Genomic DNA, 13,186 nt, shown 5'->3' on the forward strand with positions numbered 1-13,186 from the left:
GACCCGAGGATCTTAGAGAACCCATAGAACGGCCGCCGGGAGAGGGAGTCCTCACTCCCCCGACGCGCTCCAGGCCCGTTCGAGGGCCTTGGGCAGGCCCCACCAGCCGAGGGGGGTCAGCAGTTCGTCCTCGTCCACGATGCCGAGCGCGGCCCACAGCGGGGTGACCGAGGTGAACAGGGTCTCCGTCGCCTCCACCTCGTCCGGATCGTCCGACTCGACCTCGATGTCCTCGGACTCGGCGATGAGCCGGGCGATCCGCTCGGGGGAGGCGAGCACGCCGGGGCCGCGCCGGGCCAGCGCGGTCACCGCGGCCAGCCAGTCGGCGTGGTGGATGGCGCACAGGGAGGCCAGGACGGTGTCCTCGTGCCGCAGCTCGCCGTCCAGGTCGACGAACTCCTCGACCGTGTCCTCCTCCTCGGGCAGGTCGGAGATCGGGCCCGCCACGCCGGCCGCGACGGTGAGCCACAGCTCCACGTCGTCGTCGGGGAGCCTGGGCCCCTCGAACCCGGCGCAGGCCCGCAGCACGTTGCCCGGGTAGCCCGGCTCGGCCAGCGTCTTGCGCAGCCGGGCCGCCGCGGCGCGCAGCTCGGCCTCGGGGCGCGGCGGCTCGGGCAGCTCGCCGAGCAGGCGGCGCAGCTCGGCCAGCGCGAACGCCTCCTCCTCGTCGTAGGCGGCGTACAGCTCCTCGTCCTGCTCGTCGGTGACCACGTTGCGCGGCACCCGCCCATCGGGCAGCGGCGTGTCCAGCCACTCCTCTTGCAGGTCCTCGTACGCGTGCCGCGCGGCGACATCGCCCCGGGCCAGCGCGTCGGGGTCGATCCGCCCCTCGGCGACCAGCCCTTCGAGGTGGGCGACCAGCAGGTCGTACATCTCGGCGGCGACCGGCCCGCGCTCTTCCTCCTCGGGCCAGACGAAGTAGCTGCGCGTGATCAATATGGGCTCGCTGCCCGTGGACTCCAGCCAGCGCTGCACGTCGCCGATCGTGGCCACCCCGGCCTCGATCGACCCCAGCGTGGCCTTGGCCGACTCCCAGAACGGCGCGCTCAGCGGATTGCCCGCCGCGATCAGCGCGCGGCGCAGGTCGGGCAGCCCGACCAGGGCCACCCCCGTGGGCACGGCCAGCAGCGCCCGCGCCACATCGCGCCGGGTCAGCGCGCCGACGGGCCGCCCGGCGTGCGAGCAGACGAAGTCCAGATCCACGCGACCTCAGCCTACGCCCCCACCCTCCGATCCGCACCGCCCCCGCGCCCCCAGGTGAGACCCCATGGGATTCCCGCCGACGGCCCGGGACTCGTCGTCCCCTGAGGAGCGAGAAAGGTGGTGTCATGAGCGCTCAGCCAGTCCACGGGGGCACGGCAGACCAGCCGAGGGTGTTTCGGACGATCGGCGGCATCTCCAATGCGCTGCGGGGAAGCCGGCGAGCCCGGTTCTTCGCCGAGCTTCTGGAAGCCCACCAGGGCCCGGAGCTGGACGGCGTGCTGAACGCCTGGTGGGGCCGGGCGATGCTCGACACCGATCCCGATCGTGACCGCATCCGGGCGGCGGCCGAGGCTGGGAATCTGCCGATCACGAGTATGGACGACGTTTTTCGCCGGCGCCGGGAGCGCGGCCTCCGGTGACCAGTACGGCATCGCCGAGTACCGCGTCGACCGGAAGAACCAGCGAGTGATCCTCACCCGCATAGTGCTGTTCCGACGATGTGAGAGCCTGGGTTTATGAACAGGCTCGGTGGCGAGACCTCTCCTTACCTTCAGCAGCATGCCGACAACCCGGTCCACTGGTGGCCGTGGGGGGAGGAGGCGATGCGGGAGGCGCGCAGGCGTGACGTGCCGTTGCTGATCTCCGTGGGCTATTCGTCGTGCCACTGGTGCCACGTGATGGCGCACGAGTCGTTCGAGGACGAGGCGACCGCCGCGCTGATGAACGAGCACTTCGTCAGCGTGAAGGTCGATCGGGAGGAGCGGCCCGACGTCGATGCGGTCTACATGGGCGCCACGCAGGCGATGACCGGGCAGGGCGGGTGGCCGATGACGGTGTTCGCCACGCCCGACGGCACGCCCTTCTACGCGGGGACCTACTTCCCTCGGGCCCAGTTCCAGCGGCTGCTGCTCGGGGTGGCGCAGGTGTGGCGCGAGGAGCGCGAGGCGGTGACCGGGCAGGGCGCCAAGATCGTCGAGGCGCTGAACGAGCGGGCCGCGCTGCCGCAGGGGCCCGCGCCGACGGCCGAGACCGCGGCGGCGGCCGTACGCGATCTGTCCACGTCCTTCGACGCCGCGCGGGGCGGGTTCGGGGGTGCGCCCAAGTTCCCGCCGTCGATGGTGCTGGAGTTCCTGCTGCGGCACGCGGCGCGCGAGCGCGGGGCGACCGCGGCGCGGGCGCTGGAGATGGCCGAGGCCACGCTGGAGGCCATGGCCCGCGGCGGCATGTACGACCAGCTCGGCGGGGGCTTCGCCCGCTACAGCGTGGACGCCGGCTGGGTGGTGCCGCACTTCGAGAAGATGCTCTACGACAACGCGCTGCTGCTGCGCGTCTACGCGCACTGGTGGCGGCAGACCGGCTCGGTCCTGGCCAGGCGGATCGCGCTGGAGACGGCCGACTGGCTGCTGCGCGAGATGCTCACCCCCGAGGGCGGCTTCGCCTCGGCGCTCGACGCCGACAGCGAGGGCGTCGAGGGCAAGTTCTACGCCTGGACCCCGGCCGAGCTGCGCGAGGTGCTGGGCGAGGAGGACGCGGCGCTGGCCGCGTCGGTGTTCGGGGTGACCGAGGCCGGCACCTTCGAGCACGGCATGTCGGTGCTGCAACTGCGGGAGGACCCGCCGGAGGGCTTTGAGCGCATCCGGCAGGCGCTGCTCGCCGCCCGCGAGCTCCGGGTGCGGCCGGGGCGCGACGACAAGATCGTGGCCGCGTGGAACGGCCTGGTCATCGCGGCCCTGGCCGAGACCGGCGCGCTGTTCGGCCGCCCCGACCTGGTGCGCGCGGCGCGGGGTGCGGCGGTGCTGCTGGACGAGGTGCACTGGAACGGCGTGCGGCTGCTGCGCACCTCGCGCGACGGGCGCCCGTCCGCGAACGCCGGGGTGCTGGAGGACTACGCCGACGTGGCCGAGGGCATGCTCGCCCTGTACGCCGTGACCGGCGAGACCCGCTGGTTCCTGCGCGCGGGCGACCTGCTCGGCGTGGTGCTGGACCGGTTCGCCGACGGCCGGGGCGGTTTCTACGACACCGCCGACGACGCCGAGCGGCTGTTCCAGCGGCCCCAGGACCCGACCGACAACGCGACGCCCTCGGGCCAGTTCGGCGCGGCGGGCGCGCTGCTGTCGTACGCGGCGCTGACCGGCTCGGCCCGGCACCGCGAGGCGGCGGAGGCGGCGCTGGGCACCGTGTCCGTGCTGGCGGGCAAGCACTCCAGGTTCGCCGGGTGGGGGCTGGCCGTGACCGAGGCGGTGCTCGCGGGCCCGGTCGAGGTGGCCGTGCTCGGCCCCGACGACGCCCCCGAGACCGCGGCGCTGCACCGTGCGGCGCTGATGTCCACCAGCCCGGGGCTGGTCATCGCCCGTGGGGCGCCCGCGGAGCGGCAGGAGGTGCCGCTGCTGGAGCACCGTTCGCTGATCGACGGCCGCCCGGCGGCGTACGTGTGCCGCCACTTCGCCTGCCAGGCCCCGACCACCTCCCCAGCGGAGCTGAAGGCCCAGCTCAGCGCCGCGGCATCCGGGAGCGCATGATCAGCGCCGCCACGTAGTACGTGCACGGCGTGTCGTGCGAGGGGTTGGCGTAGGCGTGCGGGGCGTCGGCGGCGAAGTAGAGCGAGTCGCCCGCGCCCAGCTCGTACGGCGTGCCGGCCACGGTCAGCCGCACCGTGCCCGACTCGACGGCGATGAACTCGTGTGATCCGGGCGCGTACGCCGGATAGTCGCCGGCGTCGCACCCGGGCGGCAGCGTGACTTTGATCCACTCGAAGTTGACCCCGGGCACCACCGGGGAGAGGATCACCCGCCGCCACCCGCCGGGCTCGTCGGCGACGTCCTGCTCCGCGGCGCGCCGTACGATCACCCGGTCCTCGTCGGGGGCGGTCACCAGCACGGCGAGCGGCACGCCGAGCCCGTCGGCGATCCGTGCCAGCACGACCACGGTGGGCGCCTTCTCGCCACGCTCGACCGAGGAGAGCATGCTGACGCTCACCCCGGCGGCCTCGGCCAGCGCCTGGAGGGTGAGCCGGCGCTCGGCGCGCAGCCCCTGCACCCGTTTCCCCAGTTCCGACAGATCCATGATTCCTCTATAATAGATACTAATTCCACTATAGCGGAAGTGATCGGGAATGGTGATCCGGAAAGCGGAAGAACGCGACCTGCCCGCGGTGGCACGGATCTTCGCGCACTACGTCGCCGAGAGCGTGGCCACCTTCGAGGAGGAGCCGCCGTCCGTCGCCGCGTGGCGGGCCCGCCGCGCCGACCTGGCCGCCCGCGGGCTGCCGTTCCTGGTGGCGGAGGCCGATGGGCAGGTGGCCGGCTACGCGTACGCGGGCCCGTGGCGGCCCAAGCCCGCCTACCGCCACACCGCCGAGGACACGATCTACCTCGCCCCCGGCCGCACCGGCGCCGGTCTGGGCCGCGCGCTGCTCGGCGAGCTGATCGCGGGCTGCGCGGCCGCCGGGGTGCGGCAGGTGGTCGCGGTGATCGCCGACACCGGCGACCCCGCCTCCGAGGCCCTGCACCGCCGCGCCGGCTTCGAGTACGCCGGGCGGCTGACGGCGGTGGGCCACAAGCACGGCCGCTGGATCGACACCGTCCTCATGCAGCTCGACCTGACCGCCGCCACACCCTCCGCACCCTCCGGGCCGTGAGCCGGGCGGGGCCGCGCCGCGCGCTGTGGGCGCTGTGCGCCACCGAGATCACGAGCTGGGGCGCGCTGAACTACGCCCTGCCCGTGGTGCTGCACCGGGTGACGGCGGAGACCGGCTGGCCGGCCGGGACCGCGATGACCGCCTTCTCCACCGGCCTGGTGGTCTCGGCGGCGGCGGGCGTCCCGGTGGGGCGGCTGCTCGACCGCTACGGCCCGCGCGCGGTGATGACGACCGGTTCGGTGCTGGCGGCCTGCGGCCTGGTGGCGGTGTCGCAGGCGCGCACCCTGCCCGCGTTCTTCGCCGCGTGGACCCTGGTCGGCCTGGCCCAGGCCGCCACGCTCTACCCGCCCGCCTTCGCCGCGCTCACCCGCTGGTACGGCCCCGACCGCGTACGCGCCCTGACCGTGCTCTCCCTGGCCGGCGGCCTGGCCAGCACGGTCTTCGCCCCCCTGACCGCCGTCCTGGCCGCCCACCTGGGCTGGCGCGGCGCCTACCTGGCCCTGGCCGCGATCCTCGCCCTGGTCACGATCCCGCTGCACGCGATCTTCCTGACCGAGCCCTGGCCCCGCGGGCCCGCCACGGCCAGGCCGCGGGCCCACATCCGCGACACGATCCGCAGCCCCGGCTTCGCCACCCTGTCGGCCGCGCTGGCCCTGGCCGGGTTCGGCCTGTACGCGGCCACGGTCAACCTGGTGCCGCTGCTGATCGCCCGGGGCACGGGCGAGGCCGTGGCGGCGACGGCGCTGGCGGTGTGCGGGGTGGGCCAGGTGCTCGGCCGCATCGGGTACGCGGGCCTGAGCCGCCGTACCACGCCCACGGCGAGAACCGTCGGCATCCTGGCCGGCGGCGCCACCGCGACGGCCCTGCTCGCCGTGCTGACCGGCCCGGCCGCCGCCCTGGTGGCCGCGGCGGCGTACGCGGGCGCGGCCCGGGGCGCGTTCACGCTGGTGCAGGCCACCGCGGTCAGCGACCGCTGGGGCACCCGCCACTTCGGCACCCTCAACGGCGTCTTCACCGCCCCGGCGTCGGCCGCCATCGCCGTGGCGCCCGCCGCCGGAGCCCTGCTGGCCGACGCCATGGGCGGCTACACCCCCGCCCTGCTCACGCTGACGGTCACCGGCCTGCTGGCCGCGGCCCTGGCCGCCCGCCGCTGACGGCCGCTACGCGGCCCGCCGTTGACGGCCGCTACGCGGCCGGGCGGATGTCGGTGTCGGGCCCCTGCTCGGTCGGCACGGTCTCGGGCGAGTCGGGCGGGGACTCCGGCTCGTCGTCGGGCGTGTCGGGGACGGTCTCCTCGCCCTCGTCCTCGCCCTCGCCAGGCCCGGGGCCCTGGCTGATCTCGGGCGGGGTGGGCACCGGGTCCACCGGGCCCTCGTCGGTGGGCTCGGGGTCGGGGACGACCGGCCGGTCGTCGTCGTAGCCGCCGTCCCAGCCGCCGTCGTCGCCGTCGTCCCAGTAGCCGCCCCAGCCGTACTCGGACGGCTCGGGGAACTCCTTGACCGGCTTGTCGCGCATGGCCTCGGCCATGAACGCCTGCCAGATCCTGGCCGGGAGCGTGCCGCCGTACAGGGCGCCGTAGCCGGGGACCGTGACGGTCTCGTTGTCGTCGCGGAACATGTTCACCGCGGTGGAGAGCTGCGGGGTGTAGCCGGCGAACCAGACCGCGCCGGAGTCGTCGGTGGTGCCGGTCTTGCCGGCCACCGGGCGGTCGTACAGGCGGGCGGCGGTGCCGGTGCCGGCGCGTACGACCTGCTCCATCGCGTACGTCGCGTCGGCCGCGGTCTGCTCGCCGAACGCCCGCACCCCGGGCTCGCTGATCTTCACCTTGCGCCCCGAGGCGTCGGTGACCGAGCGGATCACGTGGGCCGCGTGGTAGGTGCCGTTGTTGGCGAACGCGGAGAACCCGGACGCCTGCTGGACCGCGCTCACCGACGCCACGCCCAGCGGGAAGGTGGCGGCGTCCTTGTGCGGGTCGATCTGCTCGGCCGGGATGCCGACCTTCTCGGCCAGCTCGGCCACCTTGTCCAGGCCGATCCGCTGCCCGAGGTCCACGAACGCGGTGTTCACCGAGTGCTGCGTGGCGGAGACCAGGTTGATCATCCCGTACGAGGTGCCGCCGGAGTTGGGGATCGGCGTCGAGGCCACCCGCATCGGCGAGTTGCCGTTGACCCGGGTGGACAGCGGCAGCCCGCTCTCCAGCGCCGCCGCCAGCGTGTACGGCTTGAACGTGGAGCCCGCCTGCACCTTGGCCGAGAACGCGTTGTCGTACTGGGAGGACTTGTAGCGCCCGCCGTAGAACGCGACCACCTCGCCGGTCGCCGGATCGACCGCGGCCAGGCCGGTGCGCACCTGCTTGGGGGTGCCGTCGGGCAGCACCGAGGTCACGGCCTTCTCGGCCGCGGCCATCAGCTTCTTGTCGAAGGTCGTGATGACCTTCAGCCCGCCCTGGTTGATGTCCTCGTCGGTGTAGCCGCGCCGGTTCAGCTCGGCCCGGACCTGGTCGAGCATGTAGTTGACCTGGCCCTTGGGGGCCAGCGTGCTCTTGACCTCGGCCAGCTCGGGGAACTTCTGCCGCGCGGCCTGCTGCTCGCCGAGCGCGCCGGTCTGCACCATGGCGTCGATCACCCACTGCCAGCGCTCGGTGGCCGCGGCGAGGTCGGCGCCCTTGGGGTCGGCGTAGCGCGAGGGCTGCTGGATCACCGCCGCGAGGTAGGCGCCCTCGGCGACGGAGAGTTCGCCCACGTTCTTACCGAAGTACGCCTGCGAGGCCGCCTCGATCCCCCAGGCGCCGCGCCCGAAGTAGATCGTGTTGAGGTACTGCTGCAGCACCCAGTCCTTGGACTTGGACTGGTCCACCTTCAGCGCGACCATGATCTCTTTGAACTTGCGCGCGACCGAGCGCTCCTGGCTCAGGCCGCTGTAGTAGTTGCGCACCATCTGCTGGGTGATGGTCGAGCCGCCCTGGAGCTGCCTGCCGGTGACCGTGGACCACACGGCGCGCATCGTGCCGGACAGCGAGACGCCGGTGTCCTCGTAGAAGGTGCGGTTCTCGGCGGCGATGACCGCGTTGCGGACGTGCGCCGGGACCTTGGCCAGCTCGACGTTGCTGCGGTTGACCCCCTGCTTGGCCAGCACGGTCTTGCCGTCGCGGTAGTAGATCACCGAGCCCTGCGCGACCGCCTGCTTCTGGGCGCCCTCGGGGATCGGGGTGAGCGCCCAGGCGACCGCGAACAGCACCGCGCCGAGCGCGAACACCGCGGCCACGCCGAGCAGGATGTGGCGCGTCCAGCGCCGCCGCCCGGCCTGCCGCTTGGCGCCGTCCCGGGGCACCGCCCGGGAAAGCGCGCGGGAAAGCGCGCGCCGGACCGCCGCCCCGCCGGGAAGGGCGGTCCTCAGCCGTGCCGCGTCGGGCAGGACCGACCGGAGAGTCCTGCCGGGCATCTCGTTCTCCTCGCCGTTCCGCACCCGCAACCCCCCCGATCATTCCCGCGGCCTTTGGGCCAGGCCAGGCGGACGTTAAGGGTAAACGATCGATAACGGTGCTCGCGTCCTCCACCAGGATGGTACGGCTAGCGCGCACCGAACCGAGAGGCTTCCGCGACCAACGGCAGGACTCGGTATGGGACGGGAGTGTCCAGCGCGATCACCGACGACGTGCGCAACACCCCCTGCACGTCCACGATGCGGTCGATCACCCGCTGCAGGTCGGCGTTGCTGCGGGCGACCACCCGGCACAGCATGTCGCCGCTGCCGGTGATCGTGTGCACCTCCAGCACCTCGGGGATCGCGGCGAGCCGGTCGGCCACCGGGTCGTGCCCGCTGACCTGCCGGATCTCCAGCGTGACGAACGCGGTCACGTCGTAGCCGAGCGCGCTGGGGCTCACGTCGGGGCCGTACCCGGTGATCACGCCGCGGGCGGCGAGCCGGTCCAGGCGCGCCTGGACGGTGCCGCGCGCCACCCCGAGCCGGCGCGAGCACTCCAGCACCCCCAGGCGGGGCTCGCGGGCGAAGGTCTCGATCAGCTTGGCGTCGAGCGCGTCGATCGTCATCGTGTACAGGACCTCCCGGGCGGCGGCATGGCTGACTGAGCAGATTGTGCACTGATTCAGGTAACTCTTGCACAACTAATCCAGCGAAATCGACAGTAGGGGGTATGGGTGATGAGTTTCCGGTACGTGGAATGGACGCCGTGGTGTTCGCGGTCGGCAACGCCAAGCAGGCCGCGCACTACTACTCGACCGCCTTCGGCATGCGCCTGGTGGCCTACCGGGGCCCCGAGACCGGCAGCCGGGACGAGGCGGCGTACGTGCTCGTCTCGGGCGGCGCGCGCTTCGAGCTGCGCGGCCCGGTGCGGGCGGGGACCGACCTGGCCAGGCACGTCGCCGAGCACGGCGACGGCGTGATCGACCTGGCCATCGACGTGCCCGACGTGGAGGCCGCCTACCGGCACGCCGTGGAGCGGGGCGCGCGCGGGCTCGTCGAGCCGCACGTGGCCGAGGACGAGCACGGCAAGGTCGTCCTCGCGGCCATCGCGACGTACGGCGAGACCCGGCACACGCTGGTGGACCGGGCCAACTACAGCGGCCCCTACCTGCCCGGGTACGTCGCCGCCGAGCCGCTCGTCGCGCCGCCGGACCGGCGGCTGTTCCAGGCGATCGACCACTGCGTCGGCAACGTCGAGCTGGGCAAGATGGACGAGTGGGTGGAGTTCTACCACCGGGTCATGGGCTTCACCAACATGGCCGAGTTCATCGGCGACGACATCGCCACCGAGTACTCCGCGCTGATGTCCAAGGTGGTCGCCGACGGCAGCCGCAAGATCAAGTTCCCGCTGAACGAGCCGGCCGTGTCGCGGAAGAAGTCGCAGATCGACGAGTACCTGGAGTACTACGGCGGGCCGGGCGTACAGCACATCGCGCTGGCCACCAGCGACATCCTGGCCACCGTGGACGCCATGCGGGCCGCCGGGGTCCAGTTCCTGGACACGCCCGACTCCTACTACGACGACCCCGAGCTGCGTGCCAGGATCGGCAAGGTGCGCGCGCCGATCGAGGAGCTGAAGAAGCGGCGCATCCTCGTGGACCGCGACGAGGACGGCTACCTGCTGCAGATCTTCACCAAGCCGGTGCAGGACCGGCCGACGGTGTTCTTCGAGCTGATCGAGCGCCACGGGTCGCTCGGCTTCGGCAAGGGCAACTTCAAGGCGCTGTTCGAGGCCATCGAGCGCGAACAGGAGGCGCGCGGCAATCTCTGACCGTCGCGAGCCTCCCATAACGGTGCGACACGGTCTCGCCTGAATCCGGATGCCCGGCCCGCCCGGCCACGCAGCGCGTAGTCTGCGGGATGACGGCTCGGCGGGTCCCGGGCCGTTCCAGCCCGAACGGAGAGGGGACCTGCGGCATATGGCGTCCGGCCGGCTCGCACACGCGCTCATCACACCGGCTGCCCCACCACGGCCACGGCCCGCGCTGCGCGCCACGCTCGCCGGAGCGCTGGCGCTCGCGGTGCTCACCGGCTGCGCCCCGTCCGGCGCGACCGACGAGCCGCCCGGCCTGCCGAAGGCGACCGGAACGGCCACGGCCCCGGCCACCTCGCAGGCCACCCCGGCGGCTGGGGGAGCGGTGGGCGCGCCCGGCATCGGCGACCCCGACTTCCCCACCGACGGCAACGGCGGCTACGACGTCCGCCACTACAACCTGGTGCTCGCCTACGACCCGGCCACCAAGCACCTCGACGGCACCGCCACCATCCAGGCCCGCGCCACGCAGGAGCTGGCCCGGTTCAACCTCGACCTGTCCGGCCTGACCGTCCAGTCCGTGCGCGTCGGCGGCACCCCCGCGCAGTTCTCCCGCCAGGGCACCGAGCTGAGCGTCTCGCCCCCGGCCGCGCTGAAGGACGACCAGGACTTCACGGTCGAGGTGCGCTACGGCGGCCGGCCCGGGCCCATCCGCGACGCCAACAACCTCGGCGTGTACGGCTTCGTCGCCACCCCCGACGGCGCGTTCGTCACCTGCGAGCCCAACGGCGCCAAGACGTGGTTCCCCGGCAACGACCACCCCGCCGACAAGGCCACCTTCGACTTCTCGATCACGGTGCCGCAGGGCGTGACCGCGCTGGCCAACGGCGAGATGACCGCGCAGCCGGCCACCAGCGGCGGCAAGACCACCTACACCTGGCGCGAGCGCCATCCCATGGTCACCTACCTCGCCACGATGACGCTGGGCAAGTTCCAGCTCAAGCAGGGCAAGACCGAGGACGGCATCCCCAACCTCGCCGCCGTCGATCCGCAGTACGCCGACTCGCTGCAGCGGCTCTACACCACCTCGGGCGAGATCACCGACTACTGGAGCACGGTCTTCGGGCCCTACCCGTTCTCCTCCACCGGCGGGGTGGTCGACGACTTCAACGCCGGCTACGCCCTGGAGAACCAGACCAAGCCGATCTACGGCGGGTTCGACCCCGACGAGACCATCATCGCCCACGAGCTGGCCCACCAGTGGTTCGGCAACAGCGTCAGCATCAGGCGCTGGCAGGACCTGTGGCTGAACGAGGGCTTCGCGACGTACGCCGAGTGGCTGTGGAGCGAGCACAAGGGCAAGGGCACCGCCGAGGCGATGTTCAAGACCTACTACAACTCCAAGGACGACCCGATGTGGGCCTACCCGCCGGGCAAGGCCCGCCCCGACGACCTGTTCAACAACTCCGTCTACACCCGGGGCGGGCTCACCCTGCACGCGCTGCGCCAGCGCATCGGCGACCCGGCGTTCTTCAAGCTGCTGCGCGACTGGGCCCAGGAGAACAAGTACGGCAACGCGACCACCGACCAGTTCATCGCGATGGCCGAGAAGGTCAGCGGCAAGGACCTGGACAAGCTGTTCCAGGCGTGGCTGTTCACCCCGGAGCGCCCGACCTCCTGGTGACCGGGCCCTGGTGCGCGATCAGGGACTCGCGGGCTTGCCGTCGGTGTGGAGCCAGGCGGTGAACAGCGGGGTCAGGTCCCGCCCGGCCCGCTTGCTCGCCAGCGCGATCAGGTCGCCGGTGGCCGCGGTGCGGTGGCGGTGGCGGGTGGCCCACTCGTGCAGCAGCTCGCCGAACGCCTCATCGCCCAGCGTGAGGCGCAGCGCGTGCACGGTCATCGCGCCGCGGGTGTAGACCGATCCGGCGAACATGTCGTCGCGGCCGGGGTCGCCGGGCAGCGGCGCGTGCCACATCGCGTGGCTCTCGGGCCGGGCGTAGTAGCGGTCGAAGGTCTCCTGGGCGGTGTCGCCGCCGTGGGTCTCCTCCCACAGCCACTCGGCGTACGTGGCGAAGCCCTCGTTGAGCCAGATCTCCTTCCAGCTCGCCGGGGAGACGCTGTTGCCGAACCACTGGTGCGCCATCTCGTGCACGATCAGGCCGGTGGAGGGCAGCCCGGTGTCGTACACGGGGCGGTTCTGGGTCTCCAGCGCGTACTCGACCTTGGCGTCGTCCACGATGCCGCCGATGGAGGAGAACGGGTACATGCCGAACCGGTCGGCGGCCCAGGCGGTGACCTCGGCGGTGGTGTCGTGCAGCCCGCCGTCGCCGGAGTGCAGCGCGGGATCGACGGCGCTGATGTTGAGCAGGCCGTCGCGCCAGCTCTCCTTGACCGCGAACTTCCCGATCGCGACGGTGAGCAGGTAGCTCGCCATGGGCTCCCGGGACGCCCACACGGCCGTGCTCCGGCCCTTGGCGGTGCGCACCTTGCCGACCGGCTCGCCGCTGGCCAGCGCGGTCAGGCCCGCGGGCACGGTGATCGTGACCCGGTAGGCGGCCTTGTCGCGCGGGTGGTCGTTGACCGGGTAGAACGAGCGGGCGCCGTCGGGCTGGGACATCACCACCGCGCCGTCACCCGTCGGAATCCAGCCGTACCTGCCCAGCGCCCCGTCCTCGATCGCGCCCAGCTCGCCGGCGTAGGCGACCTTGACGGTGAACTCGGCGCCGCGCCGGATCGGCCGGGCGGGGGTGATGACCAGTTCCTGCCCGTCGCGGGCGAAGCGGGCCCCGCGGCCGTCCACGGTCACCGAGGTGATCTCGGGCCCGGAGTAGTCCAGGTTGAACCGGGACAGGCCCTGCGTGGCCCGCGCCCGCATCACCGAGGTCGCGGCCACCGTCCGCGAGGCGGGGGTGTAGTCGAGGCTGAGGTCGTAGTGGCGCGCGTCGTAGCCGCCGTTGCCCGCCAGCGGGAAGTACGGGTCGCCCAGGCCGCTCGCCCCCGGCGCGAAGGCCGCCGCGCTCGCGGAGGCGGGCGTGGCGGCGGTGGGAGCGATGAGCGCCGCGGCGGCCGTGACCGCCGCGATCACCGAGGGTAGGCGAGACCGCATGCTG

11 protein-coding genes are annotated in these 13,186 nt (G+C 72.8%); 6 read left to right on the forward strand and 5 right to left on the reverse strand.

From position 1 onward, the window contains the following. Positions 1-51 precede the first annotated feature (51 nt). Positions 52-1,203, reverse strand: a complete 1,152-nt coding sequence (locus HNP84_RS18550) for a hypothetical protein (protein WP_185050983.1) — start codon at positions 1,201-1,203, stop codon at positions 52-54. A gap of 125 nt (positions 1,204-1,328) precedes the next feature. Between HNP84_RS18550 and HNP84_RS18555 the strand changes: the two genes are divergently transcribed. Continuing rightward, complete coding sequence (locus HNP84_RS18555) at positions 1,329-1,622, forward strand: hypothetical protein (protein ID WP_185050984.1); 294 nt, start codon at positions 1,329-1,331, stop codon at positions 1,620-1,622. Positions 1,623-1,718: 96 nt separating this feature from the next. Beyond that, on the forward strand, positions 1,719-3,722 hold the full coding sequence (locus HNP84_RS18560; RefSeq protein WP_185050985.1) for a thioredoxin domain-containing protein: 2,004 nt from the start codon (positions 1,719-1,721) through the stop codon (positions 3,720-3,722). Here the strand turns inward: HNP84_RS18560 and HNP84_RS18565 are convergent. Then, positions 3,694-4,266 (reverse strand): helix-turn-helix domain-containing protein, encoded by a 573-nt coding sequence (locus HNP84_RS18565; protein ID WP_185050986.1) that lies wholly within the window; start codon positions 4,264-4,266, stop codon positions 3,694-3,696. The two genes, HNP84_RS18560 and HNP84_RS18565, sit on opposite strands and share 29 nt — an antisense overlap. 49 nt (positions 4,267-4,315) lie before the next feature. On the opposite strand from HNP84_RS18565, the gene HNP84_RS18570 reads away from it, so the two are divergent. Continuing rightward, positions 4,316-4,840, forward strand: coding sequence for a GNAT family N-acetyltransferase (locus tag HNP84_RS18570; RefSeq protein ID WP_185050987.1), 525 nt, complete (start codon positions 4,316-4,318; stop codon positions 4,838-4,840). Next, a complete protein-coding gene (locus tag HNP84_RS18575) occupies positions 4,837-5,994 on the forward strand; it encodes an MFS transporter (RefSeq protein WP_185050988.1) in 1,158 nt (385 codons plus the stop codon). The genes HNP84_RS18570 and HNP84_RS18575 overlap by 4 nt, the downstream gene beginning before the upstream one ends. A gap of 31 nt (positions 5,995-6,025) precedes the next feature. On the opposite strand, the gene HNP84_RS18580 is transcribed toward HNP84_RS18575, so the two are convergent. Together HNP84_RS18580 and HNP84_RS18585 are read right to left on the reverse strand one after the other, a co-directional pair. After that, positions 6,026-8,281, reverse strand: a complete 2,256-nt coding sequence (locus HNP84_RS18580) for a transglycosylase domain-containing protein (RefSeq protein WP_185050989.1) — start codon at positions 8,279-8,281, stop codon at positions 6,026-6,028. Between the two features lie 128 nt (positions 8,282-8,409). Further along, positions 8,410-8,889 (reverse strand): Lrp/AsnC family transcriptional regulator, encoded by a 480-nt coding sequence (locus tag HNP84_RS18585; protein WP_185050990.1) that lies wholly within the window; start codon positions 8,887-8,889, stop codon positions 8,410-8,412. 104 nt (positions 8,890-8,993) lie between these two features. On the opposite strand from HNP84_RS18585, the gene hppD reads away from it, so the two are divergent. Continuing rightward, complete coding sequence (hppD, locus tag HNP84_RS18590) at positions 8,994-10,094, forward strand: 4-hydroxyphenylpyruvate dioxygenase (RefSeq protein WP_185050991.1); 1,101 nt, start codon at positions 8,994-8,996, stop codon at positions 10,092-10,094. A 148-nt stretch (positions 10,095-10,242) separates the two neighbouring features. Next, entirely contained in the window at positions 10,243-11,760 is a 1,518-nt protein-coding gene (locus tag HNP84_RS18595) for a M1 family metallopeptidase (RefSeq protein WP_185050992.1), read from the forward strand. A gap of 18 nt (positions 11,761-11,778) precedes the next feature. On the opposite strand, the gene HNP84_RS18600 is transcribed toward HNP84_RS18595, so the two are convergent. Beyond that, complete coding sequence (locus HNP84_RS18600) at positions 11,779-13,182, reverse strand: M1 family metallopeptidase (protein WP_185050993.1); 1,404 nt, start codon at positions 13,180-13,182, stop codon at positions 11,779-11,781. Between the last annotated feature and the right edge of the window lie 4 nt (positions 13,183-13,186).

The sequence above is a fragment of the Thermocatellispora tengchongensis genome (assembly GCF_014202315.1).
Classification (GTDB): domain Bacteria; phylum Actinomycetota; class Actinomycetes; order Streptosporangiales; family Streptosporangiaceae; genus Thermocatellispora; species Thermocatellispora tengchongensis.